This is a genomic window from Enterobacter sp. KB-280D8 (assembly GCF_041399405.1).
Taxonomy (GTDB): domain Bacteria; phylum Pseudomonadota; class Gammaproteobacteria; order Enterobacterales; family Enterobacteriaceae; genus Enterobacter; species Enterobacter cloacae_N.
Genome location: NZ_JBGKEC010000001.1, coordinates 1,050,133 through 1,076,635, shown reverse-complemented (window position 1 = coordinate 1,076,635; position 26,503 = coordinate 1,050,133). Strand labels below are relative to the sequence as shown.

Here is a 26,503-nt window from a genome sequence, read left to right as displayed (position 1 = left end):
GGGAGAGAGGCAATGAAGCCAATTATCAGGCATATGTGTCTGGCGGGTGTGTTGTCATGCGTCGCGGCGGCCGGACAGGCGCAGGCGGCGGCCACCATTCTGCTCTGGCCCATCGATCCCTGGCTTGCCGCCGATGCTAACGCCACGGAGTTGTGGATCCAGAACCAGGGGAACAGCGCAACGACCATGCAGGTGCGGATTGTGCGCTGGAAGCAGGAGGGCGGATACGAACGCTACAGCGCGCAGCAGGACGTGGTCGCCAGCCCGCCCATTGTCACCATCCAGAAAGGCAATAAGCAGCTGATTCGTCTTATTAAACAGGGCACGGTTCCTGCAGGCGTTGAACAGGCGTACCGCATTATCGTGGATGAAATCCCGCAGCCTGACGCCAAAGCTGCACCCGCCATCGGTCTCAAATTACAGATGCGTTACTCCATTCCGCTGTTTGTTTACGGACAGGGGATCCCGACCCTGAAAGAGGGAGCGCATCACGCGCTGGTGGAGACCCGAAACCTGAGCTGGCGGGTGACGCAGGAGGGAGGACAACCTGCATTACAGGTGCGTAATCAGGGGGATGTGCACGTCAGGCTTAGCCAGGTGTCGCTGGTGCAGGGGGGGCAAAAACGCACCGTAGCGGAGGGATTACTGGGATACGTCCTGCCGGGCAGTACCCGTAGCTGGCCGATACCCGCTGGCGTTCGTCAGCCAGACCGGATGAGCGCGCAGATTAATGCCAGGGACGCACAATGGCAGTCGACGCCCGTCAACTGAAGCCGGCAATGATGATGCTGCTTTGCGTCAGTACCACAGCCTGGGGCGAACACGGCGACGATAGTTTGCCGCCGCCTCCCCAGGCACAGGCGGTAAATGATGAAGCGGTCTTTCAGCTTGCCCTCGTGGTCAACCACTATGACACCGGTCTGGTGGTCCCCGTGACGCAGCGCAACGGCGCTTTCTTTATTTCCAGCGCCGATTTGCTGCGCGCCGGGCTGCCCCCGGAACATGTGCCCGCAGGAGAGGTGAATCTCTCCTCACTGAGCCAGGTTCGTGTGGAGTACGACAGCGCCGCGCAGCGCCTGCTGCTGACCCTTCCCCGGGACTGGATCGCCGCCCGGGTGACACCCTTTAGCGCGCAAACGGCGCAGTCCAAACCGCACTACGGGCGTGGCGCGCTGTTGAATTACGATCTCTACACCAACCACACGGAGCATACTGGCGGCCAGGCGTCGCTCTGGCATGAACTCCGCTACTTCGACGAGAACGGCTCGTTTTCCACCACCGGGTACGCCCGGAAAAATTTCACCGGAAACGACGGTCAGCAGGAAGGGTATGTTCGCTATGACACCACGCTGCTGATAACGAATGAGGATGACGCGACCACCTGGAGCGCCGGAGACGTTATCAGCGATGCCCTGAGCTGGACCTCCAGCGTGCGGATGGGCGGTATCAGCTACGGACGCGATTTCTCCCTGCGCCCGGACCTGGTGACATGGCCGCTGCCCGAATTTTCGGGGGAGGCCGCGGTCCCCACCTCGGTGGATCTCTTTATCAACGGCTATCGGTCCGGCTCAACTCAGCTTCAGCCGGGCCCCTTCACTCTGACCAATCTGCCCTATATCAACGGGGCGGGGGATGCGGTGCTGGTCACCACCGATGCGCTGGGACGCCAGGTGAGCACCACGCTCCCGTTTTATGTCACCAGCGATTTGCTTAAAACAGGGCTGAGCGACGGGGCCGTGACGCTCGGCAGCCTGCGCCGGAATTACGGCATCAGGAATTTTGACTACGGCCCTGCGGCAGGCAGCGGCTCGTATCGCTACGGGTTGACGGACTGGCTGACGCTGGAGGGCCACGCGGAAGGGGCAGAAGAGCTGGCGCTGGGCGGGGCGGGGACGGTGATAAAGCTCGGCCAGTTTGGCGTGGTGAATTCCTCTTACTCACAAAGCCGCATGCGCGGGGACGACGGCGGGCAAATCAGCTGGGGCTATCAGTACAGCACCAGCGAGTTTAGCGTCGCGAGCCAGCACACCCGTCGCGATCGCGGCTTTGGCAATCTCGCTCTCTATGACCAACCGACGGTATATGACGAAAATGACAGGCCCATCGCCAGCTTTAGCCGCAATACGGACCAGTATTCTCTGACCTTCAATCTGGGGCAGTACGGCAATATTGGCGCGGCCTGGATCGGCGTGGAAAGCTTTGACAGCCAGAAAACGGAACTGCTGAATCTCTCCTGGAGCCGCAATCTCTGGGGGGCGAGCAGCATTTACCTGGCCGGCAGTCGGGACCAGCAGCGTGGGGACTGGACGGTCGCGCTGTCGCTGCAGGTGCCGCTGGGGGAACGCGACAGCGCTGCCGTCACCTTCGAAAACACCCCGGATGCAGGCAGCTCGCAGCGCATTAACTACAACCACTCTATGCCTTCTGACGGCGGGTTTAGCTGGAACATGGCCTGGGCCAACCAGTCAAAATCCAGTGATTATCAGCAGGGTACGCTGGGCTGGCGCAATAACAATATCGAACTGCAGGGCGGCGGCTATGGCGAGAGGGACACCATGACCTGGTGGGGCGAGGCGATGGGCGCCATTGTCCTGATGGACGGCGAGCTGTTCGCGGCGAACAAAATCAACGATGCGTTTGTGGTGATCAGCACCGACGGCCATCCGGACGTGCCCGTCAGCTATGAAAACCAGCCCGTCGGCAAAACGAATAACAACGGCTACCTGCTGGTCAGCGGGGTGTCGGCGTACTATCCGGCAAGCTACCGGATCGATACGCTGAATCTGCCGGCGGATACCCGGCTGAAGGAGACTGAGCGGCGGATCGCCATTCGTCGTCACAGCGGCTATCTGGTGGACTTCCCGATGGAGCAGGAGCGGGTGGCAAGCGTCATTCTGCACGATGCGCAGGGGCAGGCGATCCCGGTGGGAAGCCAGGTCCGACGTGCCTCGCGCAGCAATGCGGTGGTGGGGTATGACGGCATCGCGTGGCTGGAGAACCTCAGCGATGTGAACCCGCTTGAGGTGATCACCCCTGCCGGAAAACGCTGCACGGCGACCCTGACCGTGGGGGCCAATCCGGAGCACAAGCTGCAAACCTACGGTCCGCTGGTTTGTCGGGAGGGGCCATGACGCGCCTGCTGCTGCTGTTGCTGTTGCTTTTCTCCGGCGGCGGCTGGGCGGCGTGCACCGTCAGTACGGTCAATGCGTCGTTTGGCAGCGTCACGTCGTTTGCGTTGAGCGGAAACGGGGAAGTGGAAACCACCGGCACGCTGGTGGTGGCGTGTGACGCCGTGCTCAATGTGCTGACCAACGACTCGGTGACCCTGAACTACACCGCAGCGTCGGTATCGGGCAACAGCCGCGCCACCATGAAACGCACGGATAACGCGGCCATCACGGACGTGATCCCCACCCGGCTGTGCGGATTATCGGGCTGCGCGAGCTGCAGCGAGGTGCAGATAAGTAATTCGTATACCTGGAGCGGGAACACACTGCTGGGGCTACTCGGGTCAAAACGGTACAACATACCGCTCTATTTTCGCACCGTCCCCGGACAAAACGTGACTGCCGGGCCTTATCAGGTGCTGCTGACCTTCAGCATCAACTACAACGTCTGCGCCGTCGGTCTGGGAAGCCTGTGTACATCTCCCCAGTCGGGAACCGCAACGACCAGTATTCTGCTTAACATGACCGTCACCAACGACTGCAGCGCCATGACCACGCCGGACGTGAACTTTAACAGCGCACCGCTGGTGCAAAGTTTTCCCACCGTTTCGCAGGCTATTGCCGTGACCTGTACCAAAGGCAGCACCTACACCATTGGCATTAATAATGGTGCCAACGCGCTGAACAACGTGCGGCGTATGGTGAGCGGCAGTAACGCCCTGAGCTACGACATCTATAAAGAAGCCAGCGGTAACCGCTGGGGCGGCAGCGGTGCCGAGCGCTGGTCCAGCGCGACGTCGTCCCAGGTCAGTAGCGACGGGTTGCTGCGTACCTACAACTACACCGCAAAGGTGCTGACCAATCAGGCCACGCCACCCGCCGGCACCTACACCGATACGCTGATTGTTGACGTCGCGTTTTAACCCCGCGCTTTTCCCTTTCGCAAATGTAAAGTTCCTGTGGCCTGTGCCGATAACACCGTTAATAAATCTATGAGAAGGTGTTGTATGTTGAACCGTATCCGCGTTGTCACAATGCTCATGATGGTGCTGGTCATTTTCGCACTACTTCAGCTTATCTCCGGCGGGCTTTTTTTCTCATCGTTAAAACAGAACCAGGACAGCTTCGCCGCCTCGAACGATCTCCGCCTTCAGCAGAGCGAGCTTACGTCAACGTGGGATCTGATGCTGCAAACGCGCATCAACCTGAGCCGCTCGTCCGCGCGCATGATGATGGATCCCAACAATCAGCAGAGCAGCGCGAAAACCGATCTGCTAAAAAATGCCCGGGCCACGCTGGCTGACGCGGCAAAACACTACGCCACCTTCAAACAGATCGCCCCGCAGCCCGCTATGGCGCAGGTGAGCCAGAATATTGATGAAAAATATAACGCCTACTATGCCGGGCTGACGGAGCTGATTCAGTTCCTGGAGAGTGGCAACATGGACGCCTACTTCGCACAGCCGACGCAGGGGATGCAAAACGCACTCGGCGCGGCGCTGGGGGAATACGCGAAGGCCAGCGGCGATTTGTATCACTCGGCCTTTACTGAAAGCCAGAATGACTACCGCTTTGCGAAATGGCAGATGGCGGTGCTGGCGCTGGCGCTGGTCATTGTGCTGATCGCGGTCTGGTACGGCATTCGCCACATCCTGCTGAACCCGCTCGGTCGCGTGATTGCCCATATCCGCGATATTGCCAGCGGTGACCTGACTAAAACGCTGACCGTGTCCGGGCGCAATGAGATCACCGAGTTGGCCAACAGCGTCGACCATATGCAGCGTTCATTGATCGAGACCGTCGCCAACGTGCGTAACGGGTCAGAGGCTATCTATACCGGCACCAGCGAAATCGCGATGGGCAATAACGACCTTTCATCCCGTACCGAGCAGCAGGCTTCCGCTCTGGAAGAGACGGCCGCCAGCATGGAGCAGCTCACGGCAACTGTGAAGCAGAACGCCGATAACGCTCGCCAGGCGTCTCAGCTGGCGGAAAGCGCCTCCGAGACGGCGCAGCGCGGCGGTCGCGTGGTGGATGGCGTGGTGAAAACCATGCACGAAATCGCCGACAGCTCGAAGAAAATCGCTGACATTATCAGCGTCATCGACGGCATTGCCTTCCAGACAAACATCCTCGCGCTCAACGCCGCCGTGGAAGCGGCGCGCGCGGGCGAGCAGGGCCGCGGGTTTGCCGTGGTGGCCGGGGAAGTGCGCAACCTGGCCAGCCGCAGCGCCAACGCGGCGAAAGAGATCAAAGCCCTTATTGAAGACTCCGTCTCCCGCGTGGATACCGGCTCGGTGCTGGTGGAAAGCGCCGGGGAGACCATGAATGACATCGTGAATGCCGTTACCCGCGTAACGGACATCATGGGTGAAATCGCCTCTGCATCCGATGAGCAGAGTCGTGGTATCGACCAGGTTGCCCTGGCGGTATCGGAAATGGATCGCGTGACACAGCAAAACGCCGCCCTGGTGCAGGAGTCCGCTGCGGCGGCCGCTGCCCTGGAAGACCAGGCGAGCCGTCTGAAGATGGCCGTCTCGGCGTTTCGTCTCGCTTCACTCGCTGGAAATACGGTCACTTCGCAGTCGACGTACCGCGCGCCAGCCGCCGACCCGGCGGTCACCCGCATGCGTGCTGCAACGGCCGGACAAGATGAAAACTGGGAAACATTTTGACTGACAATTAGACCGCGGCTGCTTGCCGCTTGATGGGAGCGTGGATGTTAAATCGTATTCGTATCTCGACCACACTGTTTTTGATTCTGATCCTTTGCGGTGTGTTGCAGGTTGGCAGTAACGGGTTGTCTTTTTGGGCGTTTCGCGATGGCTATCAGAATTTGCAGGACGTTGAGGCGAGTAATCAGCAGCGCTCCGCACTGGCACAAACGCGTGCCGTGCTGTTGCAGGCAAGCACTGCGCTGAACAAGGCAGGAACCTTAACCGCGCTCAGCTATCCGCCGGATGACATTAAAGCGCTGATGGCAACGGCGCGCGACAGCCTGAAGCAGGCAGACGCACAGTTTAAGGCCTTCACGGCGCAGGCAGCCGACAGTGAGAAAGAGAAAGCGCTGAAGGCAGCCATGAAAAAGAACTTTGAGCAGTGGTTCAGCGATCTGGACCACCAGGCGACCTGGCTTGAGAACAACCAGCTTTCGGACTTTATGAGCGCACCGGTTCAGGCGTCTCAGGCCGCGTTTGACGGCAGCTTTAACGCGTGGCAGCAGGATATTAACCGGTCTGTTCAGCGTGCAGGTGAAGCGAGCCGTATCAGCTATCACATGTCCGGCGTTATCTTTGCCGTCGTCGTGATCCTGGCGGGGCTGCTGACCGGCGGGGCGCTGCTCTGGGTGCGCAGAATGATTGTGCAGCCGCTGGCGATCGTCAGCAGCCACTTCGACAGTATTGCGAAGGGGGACCTGGCGCGTCCGGTGGCGGTGTTCGGCAATAACGAAATATCGGCGATCTTTGCCAGCCTGAAGGCGATGCAGGGCGCTCTGCGGGAAACGGTATCCGACGTGCGTCAGGGCAGTTATGCCATGCACACCGGGATCTCTGAGATTGCGGCAGGCAATAACGATCTCTCGTCCCGCACCGAGCAGCAGGCGGCCTCGCTGGCGCAGACGGCGGCCAGCATGGAGCAGCTGACCGCAACGGTTAGCCAGAACGCCGATAACGCGCGTCAGGCGTCTGATCTGTCAAAACAGGCGGCGATGACGGCGAAGAAAGGCGGCGACCAGGCGTCCCATGTCGCCAGCACCATGCAGGAGATTGCCACCAGCTCGCAGAAGATTGGCGACATCATCAGCGTGATCGACGGTATCGCGTTCCAGACCAACATTCTGGCGCTGAACGCTGCCGTGGAAGCGGCGCGCGCCGGCGAGCAGGGGCGTGGGTTTGCGGTGGTAGCCGGGGAAGTGCGTAACCTGGCGAGCCGCAGCGCCAACGCGGCGAAAGAGATTAAGGTGCTGATCGAAGAGTCGGTCTCGCGCGTTCAGCAGGGCTCAACCCTTGTGGATACAGCGGCGCAAACCATGCACGAGATCGTCACCTCCGTGACGCGGGTTAACGACATCATGGGCGAAATTGCCTCCGCGTCGGATGAACAGCGTCGCGGGATTGAGCAGGTTGCCCAGGCCGTCAGCCAGATGGATCGGGTAACGCAACAGAACGCCTCGTTAGTTGAGGAAGCGGCAGCGGCAACCGATCAGCTGGCCAGCCAGGCGGATCGTCTGACCGGTCTGGTCGCGGTATTTAATGTGAAAGAGCACGTTGAAGCAGTAACAGAAGTCGGGCGGTCGCAGGCCGTGCCAGTTGTATCCTGAATGTAATTAAGAAGGCGCTATGACATCACCAATGCCCCCTGGGCAAACGTCATTATTGTTGCAGATGACACAGCGCCTCGCGCTGTCCGACGCGCATTTTCGTCGGATATGTCAGTTAATCTACCAGCGTGCGGGGATCGTGCTTGCGGATCATAAGCGGGACATGGTCTACAACCGACTGGTGCGGCGCTTGCGTACGCTGGGGCTGGATGATTTTGGCCGCTATCTGAGCATGCTTGAGGCCAACCAAAACAGCGCAGAGTGGCAGGCTTTTATTAACTCATTAACCACCAACCTGACGGCTTTTTTCCGCGAAGCTCACCACTTCCCGGTCCTGGCCGAGCACGCGCGCCGTCGCACCGGGGAGTATCGCGTCTGGAGTGCGGCCGCCTCGACGGGTGAAGAGCCGTATTCGCTGGCGATTACCCTGGCCGATACCCTGGGGATGGCGCCCGGGCGCTGGAAGGTCTATGCCAGCGATATCGACACCGAGGTGCTGGAGAAGGCGCGCAACGGCGTTTATCGCCAGGACGAGCTGAAAACGCTGTCACCGCAGCAGCTGCAGCGTTACTTCATGCGCGGTACGGGGCCGCATGAAGGCCTGGTTCGCGTACGCCAGGAGCTGGCGAACCTCGTCGAATTCGCGCCCGTTAACCTGCTCGATAAGCAGTACAACGTGCCGGGGCCTTTCGACGCCATTTTTTGCCGTAACGTCATGATCTATTTTGATAAAACGACGCAACAGGACATTCTGCGTCGGTTTGTTCCGTTGCTCAAGCCTGACGGTTTACTGTTTGCCGGGCACTCGGAAAACTTCAGCAACCTCGCGCGTGAGTTTAGCCTGCGTGGGCAAACGGTGTATGCGCTGAGTAAGGAAAAAGCATGAGTAAAATCAGGGTATTGTCCGTCGATGATTCAGCGCTGATGCGCCAGATCATGACTGAAATAATCAATAGCCACAGCGACATGGAGATGGTGGCCACAGCGCCAGATCCGCTGGTAGCGCGGGATTTAATTAAAAAATATAACCCCGACGTGCTAACGCTGGATGTCGAGATGCCGCGCATGGATGGCATAGATTTCCTGGAAAAATTGATGCGGCTGCGGCCCATGCCGGTGGTGATGGTCTCCTCCCTGACCGGGAAAGGATCGGAGATCACCTTGCGCGCGCTGGAGCTAGGGGCGGTGGATTTTGTCACCAAACCGCAGCTCGGCATTCGCGAGGGGATGCTGGCGTACAGCGAGATGATTGCGGAGAAAATTCGCACCGCATCGCGCGCGAAGCTCGCGGCCCACAAGCCGATGGCCGCGCCGGCAACCCTCAAGGCCGGTCCGTTACTCAGCTCGGAAAAACTGCTGGTTATTGGAGCGTCAACCGGAGGAACAGAGGCAATTCGCCATGTACTCCAGCCATTGCCGCTTTCAAGTCCGGGTATTCTGATTACTCAGCATATGCCGCCAGGCTTTACCCGCTCGTTCGCCGAACGCCTGAACAAGCTGTGCCAGATCAGCGTGAAAGAGGCAGAAGACGGCGAGCGCGTGCTGCCGGGACATGCGTATATCGCCCCGGGCGACAAGCATATGGAGCTGGCGCGCAGCGGCGCTAACTATCAAATCAAAATTCATGACGGACCGCCGGTCAACCGGCACCGTCCGTCAGTGGATGTGCTGTTTCATTCGGTGGCGAAACATGCGGGGCGCAACGCCGTCGGGGTGATCCTGACGGGGATGGGCAACGACGGTGCCGCCGGAATGCTTGCAATGCACCAGGCTGGCGCCTGGACGATTGCGCAGAATGAAGCAAGTTGTGTGGTGTTCGGCATGCCGCGCGAGGCCATCAATATGGGTGGCGTGAGCGAAGTGGTCGATCTTAGCCAGGTAAGCCAGCAGATGCTGGCAAAAATCAGTGCCGGACAGGCAATACGTATTTGACTCAGGAGTATTATTTTATGGCGGATAAAGAGCTTAAGTTTTTGGTTGTGGATGACTTTTCCACCATGCGTCGCATCGTGCGCAACCTGCTGAAAGAGCTGGGCTTCAACAACGTTGAAGAGGCGGAAGACGGCGTTGATGCGCTGAACAAACTGCAGGCCGGCGGGTTTGGTTTTGTCATCTCCGACTGGAACATGCCAAACATGGACGGTCTGGAGTTGTTGAAAACGATTCGTGCAGACGCGGGAATGGCGTCTATGCCGGTGCTGATGGTCACTGCAGAAGCGAAAAAAGAGAACATCATTGCTGCAGCACAGGCGGGCGCAAGCGGCTACGTGGTGAAGCCATTCACCGCGGCGACCCTGGAAGAGAAGCTCGGTAAGATCTTCGAGAAACTCGGCATGTGAGGTGTTGGTGATGATGCAACCTGCAATGAAACCCGTTGAAGAACACTCGCCGAGCGACATCATCGTGCGCATCGGCAGCCTGACGCGCATGCTGCGTGACAGCCTGCGTGAACTGGGGCTGGATCAGGCCATTGCCGAAGCGGCGGAAGCAATTCCGGACGCCCGCGATCGTCTGGACTACGTTGTGCAGATGACCGCTCAGGCGGCTGAGCGTGCGCTGAACAGCGTTGAAGCGTCGCAGCCGCATCAGGATGCGATGGAAAAGGGCGCAAAAGCGCTGAGCAAACGCTGGGACGAGTGGTTTGAGAACCCTATCGAGCTGGCGGATGCCCGCGAGCTGGTGACGGATACCCGTCAGTACCTGGGTGATGTGCCGGGCCACACCAGCTTTACCAACGCTCAGCTGCTGGATATCATGATGGCGCAGGATTTCCAGGACCTGACCGGTCAGGTGATCAAGCGCATGATGGATGTGATCCAGGAGATTGAGCGTCAGCTGCTGATGGTTCTGCTGGAGAACATCCCGGAACCGGCAGCCCGTCCAAAACGCGAGAACGAAAGCCTGCTCAATGGTCCACAGCTCGACGCCAGCAAGGCGGGCGTGGTGGCAAGCCAGGACCAGGTGGACGACCTTCTCGACAGCCTCGGCTTCTGATGGTCCATTCCGCCTCAGGGGGATAACGCCGCCTGGGGCGGTTTGCGACAAAATCACCGAAAAGAGCCCGAATAAACGGGCTTTTCCCGCCATTGGATTTCCGCTGCGCTGGCATGATACCCGTGACGTAATGGGCTGAGCATGTACTGTGGCAGAAGAGAACGACGACAAAACGGAAGCCCCCACACCCCACCGACTAGAAAAGGCGCGTGAGGAAGGGCAGATACCCCGATCCCGAGAATTGACCTCCCTGCTGATCCTTATCGTCGGGGTGTGCATTATCTGGTGGGGCGGGGAGTCGCTCGCCCGCAAGCTGGCGGGGATGCTCTCCACCGGCTTACGTTTTGACCACAGCATGGTCAACGACCCGAATCTGATCCTCAGCCAGATTATTCAGTTGATAAAAGGGGCCATGGTTGCGCTGCTGCCTCTGATTACCGGCGTAGTGCTGGTGGCGCTGGTCTCGCCGGTGATGCTGGGCGGCCTGGTCTTTAGCGGAAAATCGCTGCAACCCAAATTTTCGAAACTCAACCCGCTGCCGGGCATTGCGAAAATGTTCTCGGCGCAGACCGGGGCCGAGCTGCTCAAGGCTATTCTCAAATCTGTGCTGATGGGCAGTTCCGCGGGATTTTTTCTCTGGTACCACTGGCCCGAAATGATGCGCCTCATCAGCGAGTCGCCCCTTACCGCGATGAGCAACGCGCTGAATCTGGTCGGGCTTTGCGCGCTGCTGGTGGTGCTCAGCATTATTCCGATGGTGGGTTTTGACGTGATCTTCCAGCTTTATTCCCACTTCAAGAAACTGCGGATGTCACGTCAGGACATCCGCGACGAGTATAAGCAGATGGAAGGTGACCCGCACGTGAAGGGGCGCATCCGCCAGATGCAGCGTGCCGCCGCCCGTCGCCGCATGATGGAAGATGTGCCGAAGGCGGACGTCATCGTTACCAACCCGACACACTATTCCGTGGCGCTGCGCTATGACGAAAACAAAATGAGCGCGCCGAAAGTGGTGGCGAAAGGGGCGGGGCTGATTGCGTTGCGCATCCGGGAAATTGGCACCGAAAACCGCGTGCCGATCCTGGAAGCACCTCCGCTGGCGCGAGCCCTCTACCGCCACGCGGATATCGGACAACAGATCCCTGGACAGCTCTACGCCGCGGTGGCGGAAGTGTTGGCCTGGGTATGGCAGTTGAAGCGCTGGCGTCTGGCCGGCGGTCAACGGCCTGTCAAACCTGAGAACCTTCCGGTGCCTGCCGCGCTGGATTTTATGAACGAGAAGGACACTGATGGCTAATCTGGTGGCAATGTTGCGCCTGCCCGGCAACCTGAAATCGACTCAATGGCAGATCCTTGCCGGGCCGATCCTCATCCTGTTGATTCTGTCGATGATGGTACTGCCGCTCCCGGCATTCATCCTCGATCTGCTTTTTACCTTCAATATTGCGCTGTCCATTATGGTGCTGCTGGTGGCGATGTTCACCCAGCGCACCCTGGAGTTCGCCGCGTTCCCGACCATTCTGCTGTTTACCACCTTGCTGCGGCTGGCGCTGAACGTGGCCTCCACGCGTATCATCCTGATGGAAGGCCACACCGGCGCGGCAGCGGCAGGGAAGGTGGTCGAAGCCTTCGGCCACTTCCTGGTGGGCGGGAACTTCGCTATCGGTATCGTGGTGTTCGTTATCCTCGTTATCATCAACTTTATGGTTATCACCAAAGGCGCGGGGCGTATCGCGGAAGTAGGCGCACGTTTTGTGCTGGACGGGATGCCGGGCAAGCAGATGGCTATAGACGCCGACCTGAACGCCGGGCTTATTGCCGAAGATGAAGCGAAAAAGCGCCGCGCGGAAGTGACGCAAGAAGCGGACTTCTACGGCTCCATGGACGGTGCGAGTAAGTTTGTTCGCGGTGATGCCATCGCGGGCATCCTGATCATGGTGATTAACGTGGTCGGCGGCCTGCTGGTGGGGGTATTGCAGCACGGGATGGACATGGGCCACGCGGCGGAAAGCTATACGCTGCTGACCATTGGTGACGGTCTTGTTGCACAGATCCCGGCGCTGGTCATATCCACTGCGGCGGGTGTTATCGTGACGCGCGTCAGTACCGACCAGGACGTTGGCGAGCAGATGGTTGGCCAGCTCTTCAGTAACCCGCGCGTGATGCTGCTGGCGGCTGCGGTGCTGGGACTGCTCGGCCTGGTGCCGGGGATGCCAAACCTCGTATTCCTGCTGTTTACGGCGGGGCTGCTGGGCCTGGCCTGGTGGATGCGTGGCCGCGAGACCAGGCCGGCTGCGGAACCGGTTCCGGTGAAAATGCCGGAGAACACCCAGGCTGTAGAGGCGACCTGGAACGACGTTCAACTGGAAGATTCCCTGGGAATGGAAGTGGGGTATCGCCTGATCCCGATGGTGGATTTCCAGCAGGATGGCGAGCTGCTTGGCCGCATCCGGAGTATCCGTAAAAAATTCGCCCAGGACATGGGCTTTCTGCCGCCGGTGGTTCACATCAAGGACAACATGGACCTGCCGCCCGCGCGCTACCGCATTCTGATGAAAGGGGTCGAAATTGGCAGCGGTGATGCCTACCCGGGCCGCTGGCTGGCCATTAACCCCGGCACCGCAGCAGGCACGCTCCCGGGCGAGCAAACCGTCGATCCGGCCTTTGGCCTGGCGGCAATCTGGATTGAAAGCGCGCTGAAAGAGCAGGCGCAAATTCAGGGATATACAGTTGTCGAAGCCAGTACCGTGGTGGCAACCCACCTTAATCATCTGATTGGCCAATTCTCGGCTGAACTGTTTGGCCGTCAGGAAGCGCAGCAGCTTCTCGACCGCGTGACGCAGGAGATGCCGAAGCTGACGGAAGACCTGGTGCCGGGCGTGCTGACGTTAACCACGCTGCACAAGGTGCTGCAGAACCTGCTTGAGGAAAAAGTGCCGATCCGCGATATGCGTACCATTCTGGAAACCCTTGCTGAGCATGCGCCGCTGCAAAGCGATCCGCACGAGCTGACGGCGGTGGTGCGCGTGGCGCTGGGGCGCGCGATCACCCAACAGTGGTTCCCGGGAACCGGTGAAGTCCAGGTTATTGGCCTCGATACGCCGCTTGAACGCCTTCTGCTGCAGGCCCTGCAGGGCGGAGGCGGCCTGGAGCCTGGGCTGGCGGATCGCCTGCTGGAGCAGACCCAGGAAGCGCTGGCGCGTCAGGAGATGCTGGGGGCACCGCCGGTGCTGCTGGTCAACCACGCGCTGCGCCCGCTACTGTCGCGCTTCCTGCGTCGCAGCCTGAACCAGCTGGTTGTGCTGTCGAATATGGAGCTGTCGGACAACCGCCATATCCGCATGACGGCGACGATTGGAGGAAAATAATGGGTAAATGGTTATGGATTTTGTTCTTCCCGCTGGCGGTTCAGGCTGCCGGGGAAGGCTCCTGGCAGGCAAGCAGCATGGGGGTGACCCTCAGCAACCGGGGGGTCGCCATGTCCTCTAACCCGCTGTCGCCTTCTGAAACGGTTTCTGGTCAGATGGGGATGGTGGTCTGGAACTACCGGCTGATTGGCCCAACCCCTGCCGGGCTTCGGGTGCGTCTCTGTTCTCAGACTCGCTGTACGGAGATCGACGGAGAAAATGGCACAACCCAGGCATTCAACGGCGTGCCGGCCATTGAACCCTTGCGTTTTATCTGGGAAGTGCCGGGCGGGGGACGTTTGATCCCGGCGCTGAAGGTGCAGAGTAATTCTGTCATCGTCAACTACCGCTAGCTGCCTGCCTTTTCGCCAGCCATCAGTCAATTCTGATGGCTGTCTCGCAAAATTGACCTCCTCTTTTGATGCAACAGAAACGCTGTTTTATAAATTAGTGACACGCGTGACGCGACCCTTTGCATTTTTGCCATTCACCCTGCTCGTGATGGCAGAAACAGAAAGGTATCAGGACGTCGTTGCATTTACTGTAGCCGTGTAAAAACTCCCCGATGAGCCTTACCTGCAGGGAGTCTCCCAAATTTGATTAGGGTTGACGGCAATGAAAACACGTAAAATTGGACTCGCAAATTATCTTGCCTACGGAGCAGGCGATTTTCTTGGGGCAGGTACTACCGCCCTGACGGCGGCCTGGCTTTTGTATTTTTATACCACCTTCTGTGGACTCACACCGATTGAGGCAACCTTCATCTTTGCCGCTGCGAGGGTGCTGGATGCTGTTGTCAGCCCGTTAATGGGCTTTTTGACGGATAACTTCGGTACGACCTGGCTTGGGAAGCGCTTTGGTCGCCGTAAGTTCTTTATCCTGCTGGGTATTCCATGCGTGTTCAGCTACTCGTTGATGTGGGTGGGGGACATGAATTTCTGGTACTACCTGCTGACCTATCTGGTGTTTGATATTGTCTACACCATGATTCTGGTGCCTTACGAAACGCTGGTGCCGGAAATGACCGATGACTTCAAACAGAAAACCAAGTTCTCCGGGGCGCGTATCTCTATGGCGCAGATGTCCGCCATTCTGGCCTCCTTCCTGCCGGGGATCCTGCTCACGCAATTCGGGAAAGACAACGCCATTTCCTTCTTCTACGCAAGCCTGGTCTTCTCCGTACTGTGCGCGCTGATGCTGACCTTTGTCTGGTTCTTTACCTGGGAGCGCCCGCGTGAGGAGTGGTCTGAAGCGGCGCTGCGTGCTGAAGAAGAGAAGAAGAAGCTGACGCTGGGGCAGAGTCTCAATCGCCTGATCGTTGAGTTAAGCTCCACGCTGCGCATCAAGATTTTCCGTCAGCATCTGGGCATGTACCTCGGCGGCTATATCGCGCAGGACGTGTTTAATGCGGTGTTCACTTACTACGTGGTGTTTGTGCTGATGCAGGAAGCCTCAATGGCGTCCAATCTGCTGGGCACGATGGCTATCTTCCAGTTCCTCGCCGTGATCGGGATGATCCCGCTGTGTATTCGCTTCGGACCTGCTCCGTCCTACCGCATGGTCGTGGTGCTGTTTGGCCTGGCGTCTCTCTCTTACGCCATGCTCTATTATGCGGGCCTGAGCGACGTCTACGCTCTGCTGTTGCTGATCTCTGCGGTGGCTGGGCTGGGCCGCGGCGGTATCAACTACGTGCCATGGAATACCTACACCTACATTGCTGACGTGGATGAAGTAATCACCGGCCAGCGCCGCGAAGGGATTTTCGCCGGCATCATGACCCTGACCCGCAAGGCGTCTCAGGCCGGTGCGGTGATGCTGGTAGGCATTGTGATGCAGATGTCCGGCTTTGTCAGCGGTCAGAAAGTCCAGCCTGCGGAAGTGAGCCACACCATTTTGACGATCCTGAGCGTGGGCACCGTCCTGGTGCTGTTCTGCGGTTTTCTTGTCTCCCTGCGCTTCAAGCTTAACTTGCAGACCCACAGCACGCTGCGCGAGGAGACCGCGAAAATGCGCGAGTGTGGTCATGCGATGCCGGAGTCAGCGACGCCACACGCCCGCGCTACCGTCGAGATGCTGGCCGGTATGCCTTATGAGTCACTCTGGGGCAATAACAACATCGGTTATCTGAATCGTAACAAGCCAGCGGCACCTTCGCTGAAGGATCGCGCGGTACTCAATTCGACATACAACGGAGGTTAAGATAATGAAAGTTTGGCCTGTCAAACATAGCCCGTTATTGCGTCAGCCTGAACGTTTTATAGCCAGGGACGAGCTGAAATCGCTGATTCAAAAGGTGACGTATAACCTGGTCAATATCCACGACAAAACGGGTGAGTTTTTGCTGCGGCTGGACGACGGACGCGTAATCGACACCAAAGGCTGGGCCGGATGGGAGTGGACGCACGGCGTCGGTTTGTATGGCATCTGGCAGTACTACTGCCAGACCGGCGACGAAGAGATGCGCAACATTATCGACAGCTGGTTTACAGACCGCTTTGCGGAAGGCGCCACGACCAAAAACGTCAATACCATGTCGCCATTCCTGACGTTGGCCTATCGCTACGAAGAGACCAAAAACCCGGCCTGGCTGCCGTGGCTGGAAAGCTGGGCGGAGTGGGCGATGGTCGAGATGCCGCGCACCGATTACGGCGGGATGCAGCACATCACCCTGGCAGAAGAGAACCACCAGCAGATGTGGGATGACACGCTGATGATGACGGTGCTGCCGCTGGCAAAAATCGGCAAGCTGCTCAACAAACCGGAGTATGTTGAAGAGGCGGTGTATCAGTTCCTGCTGCACGTACAGAACCTGATGGACCGGAAGACCGGGTTGTGGTTCCACGGCTGGAGCTATGACGGTAATCATAACTTTGCCAATGCCCGCTGGGCGCGCGGCAACAGCTGGCTCACCATCGTGATCCCGGACTTCCTCGAGCTGGTTGATCTGCCGGAAAACAACGCCGTGCGCCGCTACCTGGTGCAGGTATTGAATGCGCAGATTTCCGCGCTGGCAAAGTGTCAGGACGACAGCGGGCTGTGGCATACGCTGCTCGACGATCCACATTCTTATCTTGAGGCGTCCGCCACGGCAGGGTTTGCCTACGGCATTCTGAAAGCCGTGCGCAAGCGCTACGTTGGCGCGGAGTATGCCGAAGTGGCAGAAAAAGCGATTGGCGGTATCGTCAAAAATATTTCGCCGGAAGGCGAGCTGCTGCAAACCTCGTTCGGTACGGGGATGGGGAGCGATCTTGAGTTTTATCGCCAGATCCCGCTGACGTCGATGCCGTACGGACAGGCGATGGCGATACTCTGTTTGACGGAGTATCTGCGGAAGTATTTCTGATAATAAAAAACCCGGCGCCTGCCGGGTTTTTTGTATTACATACGTTCTACGGTTTCGATACCCAGGGTATCCAGACCCAGCTTCAGGGTCTTCGCCGTCAGCTGCGCCAGCTTCAGGCGGCTGTTGCGTACCGATTCATTTTCCGCAGACAGAATAGGGCAGTGCTCGTAGAAGCCGGAGAACAGACCCGCCAGATCGTACAGGTATGCACACATTACGTGCGGCGTGCCGTCACGCGCGACAACCGTCAGCGTCTCTTCGAACTGCAGCAGACGCGCCGCCAGCTGCGCTTCACGATCTTCCGTAATGGTTACTGTCGTATTCGCCAGCACGCTTTCATCAATGTTCGCCTTTCGGAACACGGAGAGCACGCGGGTATAGGCATACTGCATGTACGGCGCCGTGTTGCCTTCAAACGCCAGCATGTTGTCCCAGTCGAAGATATAGTCGGTGGTGCGGTTCTTGGAAAGATCCGCGTATTTCACCGCGCCGATACCCACGGCGTTAGCCAGTTTTTCCAGTTCATCAGCAGGCATGTCCGGGTTCTTCTCGGCCACCAGGCGACGTGCGCGCTCCAGCGCTTCGTCCAGCAGATCGGAAAGCTTCACAGTACCGCCCGCGCGGGTTTTGAACGGCTTGCCGTCTTTACCCAGCATCATGCCGAACATGTGGTGTTCCAGCGGAACGCAGTCAGGTACGTAACCGGCTTTACGCACGATAGTCCACGCCTGCATCAGGTGCTGGTGCTGGCGGGAGTCGATGTAGTACAGCACGCGGTCAGCGTGAAGGGTTTCGTAGCGGTATTTCGCGCAGGCGATATCGGTGGTGGTGTAGAGATAGCCGCCATCCTTTTTCTGGATGATCACGCCCATCGGTTCACCTTCCTTGTTTTTGTACTCATCAAGGAACACAACCGTTGCGCCTTCGCTCTCCACCGCGAGGTTTTTGGCTTTCAGATCCGCCACGATGCCGGGCAGCATCGGATTGTAGAGGCTTTCACCCATCACGTCGTCGCGGGTCAGCGTCACGTTCAGACGGTTGTAGGTCAGCTGGTTCTGGGACATGGTGATGTCAACCAGCTTGCGCCACATTTCAAGGAAGTATCGATCGCCGCCCTGCAGCTTCACCACGTAGCTGCGCGCGCGCTCGGCGAAGGCTTCGTCTTCGTCGTAGTGCTTTTTGGCTTCGCGGTAGAATCCTTCCAGGTCCGCCAGCGCCATTTCACCCGCGTTTTCCTGCTGCTGTTTTTCCAGGTAAGCAATCAGCATGCCGAACTGGGTGCCCCAGTCGCCCACGTGGTTCGCGCGGATCACCTTGTGACCGAGGAACTCGAGCGTGCGCACCGCGGCGTCACCGATGATGGTGGAGCGCAGGTGACCTACGTGCATCTCTTTCGCCACGTTCGGGGCAGAATAGTCGACAACCACGGTCTGCGCTTCCGGCTGGGAAACGCCCAGACGGTCAGACTTCAGCGCCGCGTCAACGTGGCTCGCCAGGAATGCAGGCTCAAGGAAAATATTGATAAAGCCCGGACCGGCAATTTCGGTTTTGCTGGCAATGCCGGAGAGATCCAGATGCGTCAGTACCTGCTCAGCGAGCTGTCGCGGCGGCATGCCCAGTTTTTTAGCCACTGCCATCACGCCATTAGCCTGATAGTCGCCAAACTGTACTTTTGCTGACTGACGAACCTGCGGTTCGCAATCCGCAGGCGCGCCTGCGGCAATCAGTGCCTGACTGACTTTTTCGGAGAGAAGAGCCTGAATATTCACCTGGATACCTTACGTTTTTGATGCGGGCTTACAACCGCCCGCGCCAGTTAAAGAATTTAGGGCGGGAGTATACTGCAAATGCCTTCTGGCGTCAGCATTGCGGGGCCTGAAGATTGCTCAGAATCCAGGCGGTGAAGGTGTGCATAATCATGCAGTCGCAAAAAGCCGGATTCTGCGGTTGGTCAAAACAGGGCAACAGAGTAAATTAGCGGCTTTGCGACATGAAAAGAGACTGACTTATGGCAAACTGGCAATCCATTGACGAACTGCATGATATTTCCGCAGATTTACCGCGCTTCACAAAGGCGTTCACAGAACTTGCCACCCGTCTTGGTCTGGATATCGCGCCGCTTGAGGCAGATCACATCTCTTTGCGCTGTCACCAGAATGCGACGGCTGAACGCTGGCGCCGCGGGTTTGAACAGTGCGGCGAGTTGCTCTCTGAGAACATCATCAATGGACGCCCCATTTGTCTGTTCAAACTGCATGAGCCGGTGAACGTGGCGCACTGGCAGTTCACCGTGGTTGAACTGCCGTGGCCGGGTGAAAAACGCTATCCGCACGAAGGCTGGGAGCATATTGAAATCGTCCTGCCGGGTGAGCCGGAAACGTTGAACGCGCGCGCCCTTGCCCTGCTGTCAGACGACGGGTTAAGCAAGCCGGGGGTTTTTGTGAAGACGAGCTCACCGAAAGGTGAGCGCGAGCGTCTTCCTAACCCGACGCTGGCCGTGACGGACGGGCAGGTGACCGTGAAATTTCATCCATGGACCATTGAGCAGATCGTTGCCAGCGAAGCCTGAGAGTTGTGATTCGCCGCTGAGACCTGAAACGAGAGGCGTGCCATGATGGCGCGTTAAGCTGATTTAAGGAGGAGTAGATGGCGCTGCTGGAGATTTGTTGTTACAGCGTGGAGTGTGCCGTTACGGCGCAACAGATGGGAGCTGACCGTATCGAATTGTGCGCGGCCCCGAAAGAAGGGGGGTTAACGCCTTCATACGGCGTGTTGAAGTCTGCCCGCCAGGCCGTCACCATTCCGGTCCACCCGATTATTCGTCCTCGCGGCGGCGATTTTTGTTACACGCCGGGCGAGTTCAGTGCCATGCTTGAAGATATCGCCCTTGTTCGTGACCTGGGGTTCCCCGGTCTGGTGACCGGCCTGCTTGATGAAGACGGTCACGTCGATCTGCCGCGGATGCGCCAGGTGATGGACGCCGCTAAAGGGATGGCCGTCACTTTTCATCGCGCGTTTGATATGTGTAAAGATCCGCTTCAGGCCTTTGAAACGCTTGGAGAACTTGGCGTGGCGCGCGTTCTGACATCGGGACAGCAGTCTTCGGCTGAAAAAGGACTGCAATTAATTACGGAACTAAAAGCACATTCCGGTGTTCCAATAATAATGGCGGGTGCGGGAGTCCGTGCCAGCAATCTGGAACGGTTTTTAAACGCCGGGGTGGAAGAGCTTCACAGCTCTGCGGGGAAATGGATACCTTCACCCATGCGTTATCGCAATACAGGGCTGTCAATGTCGACGGATGCTGAAGCGGATGAGTATTCACGCTACGGCGTAGAGGGAGAGTCGGTTGCGGAAATGAAGTCGCTGATTGAGCGTCATCACGTGTAGCAACGTACCGATTTTTACCGCGCATCATGTCGCCCAATATGATGCTTGCTTGTACCAGGCCCCTGCCAATTACACAGGGGCCTTTTTTTCTCCTTCATATTTCAAGCCGCAACTGCGTTGGCCGCCTCGCTCACCCCGGTCACTTACTGATGTAAGCTCCCGGGGATTCGCTGCGTTGCCGCCTTGCTGCAACTTGAACTATTTTGGAGAAAAAGTGCTACGAGTAGGCCGGGTAAGGCGTAGCCACCACCCGGCTAAAAGGCTACGGCTTGGTCGCAATCAACACCGCACGCATCGGGGCCGGATAACCTTCGATGGTTTTGCTGTGGTCGGTCGGGTCGAGGAACTGCTCCAGCGATTCGGTGATCATCCAGTCGGTGCGGCGCTGCTCTTCGATAGACGTCACGCAAACATCGGCAATGCGCACATCCACAAATCCGCACTTCTCCAGCCAGTTTTTCAGCGCCAGTGCGGACGGGATGAAGTAAACGTTGCGCATCTGCGCGTAGCGATCGCCCGGCACCAGAACGGCATGTTCATCACCTTCGATCACCAGCGTTTCCAGCACCAGCTCGCCGCCGCTGACCAGCTGATCTTTGAGCTGCCACAGGTGTTCAAGCGGGGAACGACGGTGATACAGCACGCCCATGGAAAAAACGGTATCAAAGGCTTTCAGGGCCGGCAGCTGTTCTATACCCAGCGGCAGCAGGTGCGCGCGCTGGTCGTTGCCGAGCAGTTTTCGCACCGCCTCAAACTGGCACAGGAAGAGCTGCATCGGGTCGATGCCGACCGCCAGATGGGCTCCCGCGCCAATCATGCGCCACATGTGGTAACCGCTGCCGCAGCCTACGTCCAGAATGGTGCGCCCGGTCAGGTCGGAAAGGTGCGGCAGTACGCGATCCCACTTCCAGTCTGAGCGCCACTCGGTATTAATGTTCACGCCGTACAGCGAGAATGGCCCTTTGCGCCACGGCATTAAATTACGCATCAGCGTTTCGATGCGGTTGATCTGCCCGGCCGGGAGCGGCTCTTCGCTCTCGGCGGTTACGCTGTGCAGAAGATCCAGTCGATGCGGCGTCAGTTCCGGCAGATACTCCACGGCATTTGACCACTGCTTTAACAGGCCGTGCTGCTGATCGCGCTGCCAGGCGGCAATCTGCGCCGGCAGGGTCTCCAGCCAGTGGGAAAGATGGTTTTTAGCAATCAGCTGATAGAAGTTGCTGAATTCAATCATGCCGCATCTCCCGCTTTCAGCGCCACCAGCGAACCAAAGTTAAAGCACTGGAACCACAGTTCGCTGTGCTCAAACCCGGCTTTCTGCAGGCGCGCTTTGTGGGTTTCCACGGAGTCCGTCAGCATCACGTTTTCCAGCATGCTGCGCTTCTGGCTGATCTCCAGCTCGCTGTAGCCGTTCGCCCGTTTGAAATCGTGGTGCATGTTGAACAGCAGCTCGCCTACTTTGGCATCCTCAAAGCTGAATTTCTCAGAAAGCACCAGCGCGCCGCCGGGATTCAGCCCTTGATAAATTTTGTCCAGCAGCAGCTGACGGTCTTCAGGCACCAGGAACTGCAGGGTAAAATTCAGTACCACCATCGAGGCGTTGTTAATCTCGATCTCACGGATATCGCCTTCCACCACGTCCACCGGTACGGGGGCTTTATACGCGTCAATATGGCGACGGCAGCGCTCCACCATGGCCGGGGAGTTATCCACGGCAATTATGCGGCAGCCTTCGTGATGAACGTTACGACGTACCGACAGCGTTGCCGCGCCGAGCGAGCAGCCCAGGTCGTAGACCTGCGTGCCGGGTTGAACGAAGCGCTCAGCCAGCATGCCGATCATAGAGATAATATTGGAATAACCGGGAACAGAGCGCTGGATCATATCCGGGAAGACTTCGGCTACCCGTTCATCGAAGGTCCAGTCGCCCAGGCTGGCGATAGGCGCGGAAAAAAGCGTGTCGCGATCTGACATAACGTAAAAATCCGGGAAAAATAAAGTGGCGTATTGTGCGCTAACGGAGGGAGAAAACCAACTCCCACGGCATATACCACAGGTTAGCCAGCACCATCAGCAAAAGCGAACACCATGTCGCGCTCATGCCGGAACGACGCCAGCGGAATAAGCGGTGGTGAAAGCCATAATAGTGCATTAGCCGGCCAGCTATCAGCAGCAGACCGCAAATATGCACCATCCAGGTTTCCGCGCCATTCATCTCCATAAACAGCAGCAGGATGAGGGCCACGGGAATATATTCAACCGCATTACCGTGAATGCGGATAGCGCTTTGCAGTTCGGAGAAACCGCCGTCGCCATAAGAGACGCGGTACTGCATTCTCAGGCGCACAACATCAAATGAAAATTTAATCAGCAGTAATGCACCTAACACCGCATACAGCGCGCTGACCATACTAACTCCCTGTTTTTGGCAGATGGCACTTCACTATGATAGGGGGTGATATCAGAAAAGAGAAGATTGTTGTGGGATGGACGGCGCGCTGCCCACGGACGGCACCGCAGCCTGCAAGGCCTGCCACAGAGCATCGACCAGTTCGGGCGCCTGAGCGATATCCGGCGTGTGTAAAAAGAGGTACGGCGTGGTGGTGTGTTCCCAGTTTGCGAGTTTTTGCAGCCAGACGGCGAACATCGCCTGATTTTGCTCCATGTTATCGCTGCCGATGAACCGAACCATCGGATTTTGCGCGGTCACGATGGCGTGGACCGGTACTTTCGGTTTTTTACGCTGAGCTTCAACGATCGCCTCGTTATGCGGTACCGCGCTGTGCACCGGGCGGCTATCGAGGATCACCCGGTTAACGGAACGTTCAAGCAGGCCGCGGTTGAGTGCTCTTTCTGCTTCGCCCTTCGCAAAGAAGTCCTGGTGTCGGACTTCCACGCCATAGGTGAATTCACCGGGCAGGGCATCCAGGAACTGCCAGAGCGCAGGCAGGTCGCGCGGGGCAAACGTGGCGGGAAGCTGGAGCCAGTATTGCCCAATGCGGTTCGCCAGCGGCGACATGCGCGTGAAAAACTCTTCCGTTAAGTCCCCACAGTTTCGCAGCGCGGCCTGGTGGGAAATGGTCGCCGGAAACTTAAAACAGAAACGGAAATCGTCGGTCGTTTGCTCTCGCCAGCGTTCGACAATCTCGGCTTTGGGAAGCGCATACAGGGTGGTATTACCCTCGACGCAGTTGAAGTGTCGGGCATACTCTTCAAGGCTGGTGATGCCCAGGCGCACCCATTTCGGGTGCGACCACTGGGGAAGGCCCACGTACATCATAGCGCGCTTAAAATCTCATCCGTACTGCGCACGCGTCCGATGCGCGGGAAGATGTGGGTCATGCTGCCCCGATGCTGTTCTGCGGAGGCCGCGCTGCAGGCATCTTCGGCAATCACCAGGTTAAAGCCCAGCTCCCAGGCGTTACGGGCGGTCGATTCCACGCCGATGTTGGTGGAAATGCCGCACAGAATAATGGTGTCGATACCGCGACGGCGGAGCTGCAGCTCCAGATCGGTCCCGTAGAAGGCGCCCCACTGACGTTTGGTCACTTCGATATCGCTGTCGCGTTTGCCCAGCGACACCGGGTACGTCCACCAGTTATCCGGCAGGGCATGCGCGGGCGCCTGGGCATCAACGGGCTGTTTTAACGCCTCGGCGAAATCAGCGGACCAGCCGACGCGCACCATGACTACAGGGGCACCGCTGGCGCGGCATTTCTCGGCCAGGCGAGCGGCGCGGTTGACCACATCATCCGCAGCGTGCGGGCCACCGGCAAAGGGGAGGATCCCTTCCTGTAAATCAATCACCACAAGCGCGGTTTTGCGGGCATCAAGTGTTAACATCGTCACTCCAGGTAAATTAATCACTTCCGTAACACCTTACGACGTGATGACCTGTTATCGGTCAGATAATTTTGTTAATTTTTGTGAGAATGCGCAATAAGAGTGCAGCAAACGACCGTCTGGCGGTGGTTCGCTCTTATCGTCCGGCGGAATTTCCAGTATAATAGCCGCCTTTTTTCATCCAGTTGTGACATACAGAAAGCTGCGACATAGTAGCCTGCATACCAGGCGACATTTAGCCTGCGGCTAATTAAGGGATATCTCATGCGTACAGAATATTGCGGGCAGCTGCGTCAGTCCCACGTCGGACAGCAGGTTACCCTGTGTGGTTGGGTCAACCGTCGTCGTGATCTTGGTAGCCTTATCTTCATCGATATGCGCGACCGTGAAGGTATCGTTCAGGTGTTCTTCGACCCGGATCGCGCCGAAGCGCTGAAGCTGGCCTCCGAGCTGCGTAATGAGTTCTGCATTCAGGTCACCGGCACCGTGCGTGCGCGTGACGAGAAAAATGTTAACGCAGACATGGCGACGGGGGCCATCGAAGTGCTGGCGTCCGATCTGGTTATCATCAACCGTGCCGAAGCGCTGCCGCTGGATTCCAACCACGTCAACACTGAAGAAGCGCGTCTGAAATACCGCTACCTGGATCTGCGTCGTCCGGAAATGGCCCAGCGCCTGAAAACCCGTGCGAAAATTACCAGCCTGGTGCGTCGCTTTATGGATGACCACGGTTTCCTCGATATCGAAACCCCGATGCTGACCAAAGCCACGCCGGAAGGCGCGCGCGATTACCTGGTGCCATCCCGCGTTCATAAAGGCAAATTCTACGCGCTGCCGCAGTCACCGCAGCTGTTCAAACAGCTGCTGATGATGTCCGGCTTCGATCGCTACTATCAAATCGTTAAGTGCTTCCGCGACGAAGACCTGCGCGCTGACCGTCAGCCCGAATTTACCCAGATCGACGTGGAAACCTCCTTCATGACCGCCGAACAGGTGCGTGAGGTGATGGAAGCGCTGGTGCGTAGCCTCTGGAACGACGTGAAAGGCGTTGAGCTGGGCGATTTCCCGATTATGACCTTCGCCGAAGCGGAACGTCGCTACGGCTCCGACAAACCAGACCTGCGTAACCCGATGGAGTTGGTGGACGTGGCTGATCTGGTGAAAGCCGTTGAGTTCGCGGTATTCGCGGGCCCGGCTAACGATCCGAAAGGCCGCGTGGCGGCCCTGCGCGTACCGGGCGGTGCGGCGCTGAGCCGTAAGCAGATTGATGACTACGGCAACTTTATTAAGATCTACGGCGCGAAAGGTCTGGCCTATATTAAAGTGACCGAGCGTGCGAAAGGTCTGGAAGGGATCACCAGCCCGGTGGCGAAGTTCCTGAACGCGGACATCGTCGAAGCGATCCTTGAGCGCACCGGCGCGCAGGATGGCGACATGATCTTCTTCGGCGCAGACAACAAGAAAGTCGTTGCGGATGCGATGGGCGCGCTGCGTCTGAAACTCGGCAAAGACCTGAACCTGACCGACGAAACTAAATGGGCGCCGCTGTGGGTTATCGACTTCCCAATGTTTGAAGACGACGGTGAAGGCGGCCTGACCGCGATGCACCACCCGTTCACCTCGCCGAAAGACATGACGGCGGCAGAGCTGAAAGCGGCACCGGAAGACGCGGTTGCGAATGCCTACGACATGGTTATCAACGGCTACGAAGTGGGCGGTGGTTCCGTGCGTATTCACAGCGGTGACATGCAGCAGACCGTGTTCGGCATTCTGGGCATTAACGAGCAGGAACAGCGCGAGAAGTTCGGCTTCCTGCTGGACGCCCTGAAATACGGCACGCCGCCGCACGCGGGCCTGGCCTTCGGTCTCGACCGTCTGACCATGCTGCTGACCGGCACCGATAACATTCGTGATGTTATTGCCTTCCCGAAAACCACTGCCGCAGCGTGTCTGATGACCGAAGCGCCAAGCTTTGCCAACCCGGCTGCGCTGGCCGAGCTGGGCATTGAAGTGGTGAAGAAGGAAGAGAAAAACTGAT

23 protein-coding genes are annotated in these 26,503 nt (G+C 58.2%); 17 read left to right on the top strand and 6 right to left on the bottom strand.

Translation table 11 applies throughout. From position 1 onward, the window contains the following. Positions 1-12 precede the first annotated feature (12 nt). The 14 genes from AB8818_RS05220 (at position 13) to AB8818_RS05155 (ending at position 17,232) form a co-directional block, all read left to right on the top strand. On the top strand, positions 13-771 hold the full coding sequence (locus AB8818_RS05220; RefSeq protein WP_163329854.1) for a molecular chaperone: 759 nt from the start codon (positions 13-15) through the stop codon (positions 769-771). Beyond that, on the top strand, positions 747-3,131 hold the full coding sequence (locus tag AB8818_RS05215) for a fimbria/pilus outer membrane usher protein (RefSeq protein ID WP_371199819.1): 2,385 nt from the start codon (positions 747-749) through the stop codon (positions 3,129-3,131). Before AB8818_RS05220 ends, AB8818_RS05215 begins: the two co-directional genes overlap by 25 nt. Further along, positions 3,128-4,090: a spore coat protein U domain-containing protein gene (locus AB8818_RS05210; protein ID WP_371199818.1), complete on the top strand. Its 963-nt coding sequence runs from the start codon at positions 3,128-3,130 to the stop codon at positions 4,088-4,090. Before AB8818_RS05215 ends, AB8818_RS05210 begins: the two co-directional genes overlap by 4 nt. An 84-nt stretch (positions 4,091-4,174) precedes the next feature. Further along, positions 4,175-5,842, top strand: coding sequence for a methyl-accepting chemotaxis protein II (gene tar, locus AB8818_RS05205; protein ID WP_116339057.1), 1,668 nt, complete (start codon positions 4,175-4,177; stop codon positions 5,840-5,842). A gap of 44 nt (positions 5,843-5,886) precedes the next feature. After that, complete coding sequence (gene tap, locus AB8818_RS05200; protein ID WP_163329857.1) at positions 5,887-7,488, top strand: methyl-accepting chemotaxis protein IV; 1,602 nt, start codon at positions 5,887-5,889, stop codon at positions 7,486-7,488. A gap of 19 nt (positions 7,489-7,507) precedes the next feature. Continuing rightward, the gene (cheR, locus tag AB8818_RS05195) at positions 7,508-8,374 is read left to right on the top strand and encodes a protein-glutamate O-methyltransferase CheR (RefSeq protein WP_163329858.1); all 867 of its coding nucleotides are present in this window, start codon (positions 7,508-7,510) and stop codon (positions 8,372-8,374) included. After that, positions 8,371-9,420 (top strand): chemotaxis response regulator protein-glutamate methylesterase, encoded by a 1,050-nt coding sequence (locus AB8818_RS05190; protein ID WP_014884341.1) that lies wholly within the window; start codon positions 8,371-8,373, stop codon positions 9,418-9,420. The genes cheR and AB8818_RS05190 overlap by 4 nt, the downstream gene beginning before the upstream one ends. 17 nt (positions 9,421-9,437) lie before the next feature. Then, a complete protein-coding gene (cheY, locus tag AB8818_RS05185; protein WP_008500431.1) occupies positions 9,438-9,827 on the top strand; it encodes a chemotaxis response regulator CheY in 390 nt (129 codons plus the stop codon). Between the two features lie 10 nt (positions 9,828-9,837). Next, on the top strand, positions 9,838-10,482 hold the full coding sequence (cheZ, locus tag AB8818_RS05180) for a protein phosphatase CheZ (RefSeq protein ID WP_047345948.1): 645 nt from the start codon (positions 9,838-9,840) through the stop codon (positions 10,480-10,482). 148 nt (positions 10,483-10,630) lie between these two features. Further along, positions 10,631-11,779, top strand: a complete 1,149-nt coding sequence (gene flhB, locus AB8818_RS05175; RefSeq protein WP_041909432.1) for a flagellar biosynthesis protein FlhB — start codon at positions 10,631-10,633, stop codon at positions 11,777-11,779. Further along, positions 11,772-13,850 carry a flagellar biosynthesis protein FlhA gene (flhA, locus tag AB8818_RS05170; RefSeq protein ID WP_116339063.1) on the top strand — a complete coding sequence of 693 codons (2,079 nt, stop codon included), beginning with the start codon at positions 11,772-11,774 and terminating at the stop codon, positions 13,848-13,850. Before flhB ends, flhA begins: the two co-directional genes overlap by 8 nt. Continuing rightward, positions 13,850-14,242, top strand: coding sequence for a flagellar protein FlhE (locus tag AB8818_RS05165; RefSeq protein WP_163329859.1), 393 nt, complete (start codon positions 13,850-13,852; stop codon positions 14,240-14,242). Before flhA ends, AB8818_RS05165 begins: the two co-directional genes overlap by 1 nt. A 262-nt stretch (positions 14,243-14,504) precedes the next feature. Continuing rightward, positions 14,505-16,088: an MFS transporter gene (locus AB8818_RS05160; RefSeq protein ID WP_163329860.1), complete on the top strand. Its 1,584-nt coding sequence runs from the start codon at positions 14,505-14,507 to the stop codon at positions 16,086-16,088. A 4-nt stretch (positions 16,089-16,092) separates the two neighbouring features. After that, the gene (locus tag AB8818_RS05155) at positions 16,093-17,232 is read left to right on the top strand and encodes a glycoside hydrolase family 105 protein (protein ID WP_192984919.1); all 1,140 of its coding nucleotides are present in this window, start codon (positions 16,093-16,095) and stop codon (positions 17,230-17,232) included. A gap of 35 nt (positions 17,233-17,267) precedes the next feature. On the opposite strand, the gene argS is transcribed toward AB8818_RS05155, so the two are convergent. Beyond that, positions 17,268-19,001 (bottom strand): arginine--tRNA ligase, encoded by a 1,734-nt coding sequence (gene argS, locus AB8818_RS05150; protein ID WP_116339071.1) that lies wholly within the window; start codon positions 18,999-19,001, stop codon positions 17,268-17,270. A gap of 239 nt (positions 19,002-19,240) precedes the next feature. Here argS and AB8818_RS05145 point away from each other — a divergent pair, with 239 nt between their 5' ends. Further along, positions 19,241-19,801, top strand: coding sequence for a VOC family protein (locus tag AB8818_RS05145; protein ID WP_192984917.1), 561 nt, complete (start codon positions 19,241-19,243; stop codon positions 19,799-19,801). Positions 19,802-19,878: 77 nt separating this feature from the next. Further along, positions 19,879-20,622: a copper homeostasis protein CutC gene (cutC, locus tag AB8818_RS05140; RefSeq protein ID WP_192984915.1), complete on the top strand. Its 744-nt coding sequence runs from the start codon at positions 19,879-19,881 to the stop codon at positions 20,620-20,622. 262 nt (positions 20,623-20,884) lie between these two features. Here the strand turns inward: cutC and cmoB are convergent, their stop codons facing one another. The 5 genes from cmoB to AB8818_RS05115 are packed head-to-tail and all read right to left on the bottom strand — an operon-like array spanning position 20,885 to position 24,465. After that, a complete protein-coding gene (cmoB, locus tag AB8818_RS05135; protein ID WP_116339079.1) occupies positions 20,885-21,856 on the bottom strand; it encodes a tRNA 5-methoxyuridine(34)/uridine 5-oxyacetic acid(34) synthase CmoB in 972 nt (323 codons plus the stop codon). Beyond that, positions 21,853-22,596: a carboxy-S-adenosyl-L-methionine synthase CmoA gene (cmoA, locus tag AB8818_RS05130; RefSeq protein ID WP_163329865.1), complete on the bottom strand. Its 744-nt coding sequence runs from the start codon at positions 22,594-22,596 to the stop codon at positions 21,853-21,855. The genes cmoB and cmoA overlap by 4 nt, the downstream gene beginning before the upstream one ends. A gap of 40 nt (positions 22,597-22,636) precedes the next feature. Continuing rightward, positions 22,637-23,032: an MAPEG family protein gene (locus AB8818_RS05125; protein WP_116339083.1), complete on the bottom strand. Its 396-nt coding sequence runs from the start codon at positions 23,030-23,032 to the stop codon at positions 22,637-22,639. Between the two features lie 51 nt (positions 23,033-23,083). Beyond that, complete coding sequence (locus AB8818_RS05120) at positions 23,084-23,902, bottom strand: DUF72 domain-containing protein (RefSeq protein ID WP_192984913.1); 819 nt, start codon at positions 23,900-23,902, stop codon at positions 23,084-23,086. Beyond that, positions 23,899-24,465 carry a hydrolase gene (locus AB8818_RS05115; protein ID WP_116339087.1) on the bottom strand — a complete coding sequence of 189 codons (567 nt, stop codon included), beginning with the start codon at positions 24,463-24,465 and terminating at the stop codon, positions 23,899-23,901. Before AB8818_RS05115 ends, AB8818_RS05120 begins: the two co-directional genes overlap by 4 nt. A gap of 264 nt (positions 24,466-24,729) precedes the next feature. Here AB8818_RS05115 and aspS point away from each other — a divergent pair, with 264 nt between their 5' ends. Further along, positions 24,730-26,502: an aspartate--tRNA ligase gene (aspS, locus tag AB8818_RS05110; RefSeq protein ID WP_061097871.1), complete on the top strand. Its 1,773-nt coding sequence runs from the start codon at positions 24,730-24,732 to the stop codon at positions 26,500-26,502. Position 26,503: the final 1 nt, after the last annotated feature.

What these genes read in the sequence shown, in the direction of transcription:
- cheY (WP_008500431.1), top strand. Translation starts at nt 9,438, where the DNA reads ATGGCGGATAAAGAGCTTAAGTTTTTGGTTGTGGATGACTTTTCCACC.
- AB8818_RS05165 (WP_163329859.1), top strand. Translation starts at nt 13,850, where the DNA reads ATGGGTAAATGGTTATGGATTTTGTTCTTCCCGCTGGCGGTTCAGGCT.
- cheZ (WP_047345948.1), top strand. Translation starts at nt 9,838, where the DNA reads ATGATGCAACCTGCAATGAAACCCGTTGAAGAACACTCGCCGAGCGAC.
- AB8818_RS05125 (WP_116339083.1), bottom strand. Translation starts at nt 23,032, where the DNA reads ATGGTCAGCGCGCTGTATGCGGTGTTAGGTGCATTACTGCTGATTAAA.
- aspS (WP_061097871.1), top strand. Translation starts at nt 24,730, where the DNA reads ATGCGTACAGAATATTGCGGGCAGCTGCGTCAGTCCCACGTCGGACAG.
- cutC (WP_192984915.1), top strand. Translation starts at nt 19,879, where the DNA reads ATGGCGCTGCTGGAGATTTGTTGTTACAGCGTGGAGTGTGCCGTTACG.
- AB8818_RS05145 (WP_192984917.1), top strand. Translation starts at nt 19,241, where the DNA reads ATGGCAAACTGGCAATCCATTGACGAACTGCATGATATTTCCGCAGAT.
- AB8818_RS05160 (WP_163329860.1), top strand. Translation starts at nt 14,505, where the DNA reads ATGAAAACACGTAAAATTGGACTCGCAAATTATCTTGCCTACGGAGCA.
- AB8818_RS05220 (WP_163329854.1), top strand. Translation starts at nt 13, where the DNA reads ATGAAGCCAATTATCAGGCATATGTGTCTGGCGGGTGTGTTGTCATGC.
- AB8818_RS05120 (WP_192984913.1), bottom strand. Translation starts at nt 23,902, where the DNA reads ATGATGTACGTGGGCCTTCCCCAGTGGTCGCACCCGAAATGGGTGCGC.
- flhA (WP_116339063.1), top strand. Translation starts at nt 11,772, where the DNA reads ATGGCTAATCTGGTGGCAATGTTGCGCCTGCCCGGCAACCTGAAATCG.
- AB8818_RS05210 (WP_371199818.1), top strand. Translation starts at nt 3,128, where the DNA reads ATGACGCGCCTGCTGCTGCTGTTGCTGTTGCTTTTCTCCGGCGGCGGC.
- AB8818_RS05115 (WP_116339087.1), bottom strand. Translation starts at nt 24,465, where the DNA reads ATGTTAACACTTGATGCCCGCAAAACCGCGCTTGTGGTGATTGATTTA.
- cheR (WP_163329858.1), top strand. Translation starts at nt 7,508, where the DNA reads ATGACATCACCAATGCCCCCTGGGCAAACGTCATTATTGTTGCAGATG.
- AB8818_RS05155 (WP_192984919.1), top strand. Translation starts at nt 16,093, where the DNA reads ATGAAAGTTTGGCCTGTCAAACATAGCCCGTTATTGCGTCAGCCTGAA.
- AB8818_RS05190 (WP_014884341.1), top strand. Translation starts at nt 8,371, where the DNA reads ATGAGTAAAATCAGGGTATTGTCCGTCGATGATTCAGCGCTGATGCGC.
- tar (WP_116339057.1), top strand. Translation starts at nt 4,175, where the DNA reads ATGTTGAACCGTATCCGCGTTGTCACAATGCTCATGATGGTGCTGGTC.
- tap (WP_163329857.1), top strand. Translation starts at nt 5,887, where the DNA reads ATGTTAAATCGTATTCGTATCTCGACCACACTGTTTTTGATTCTGATC.
- cmoA (WP_163329865.1), bottom strand. Translation starts at nt 22,596, where the DNA reads ATGTCAGATCGCGACACGCTTTTTTCCGCGCCTATCGCCAGCCTGGGC.
- cmoB (WP_116339079.1), bottom strand. Translation starts at nt 21,856, where the DNA reads ATGATTGAATTCAGCAACTTCTATCAGCTGATTGCTAAAAACCATCTT.
- AB8818_RS05215 (WP_371199819.1), top strand. Translation starts at nt 747, where the DNA reads ATGGCAGTCGACGCCCGTCAACTGAAGCCGGCAATGATGATGCTGCTT.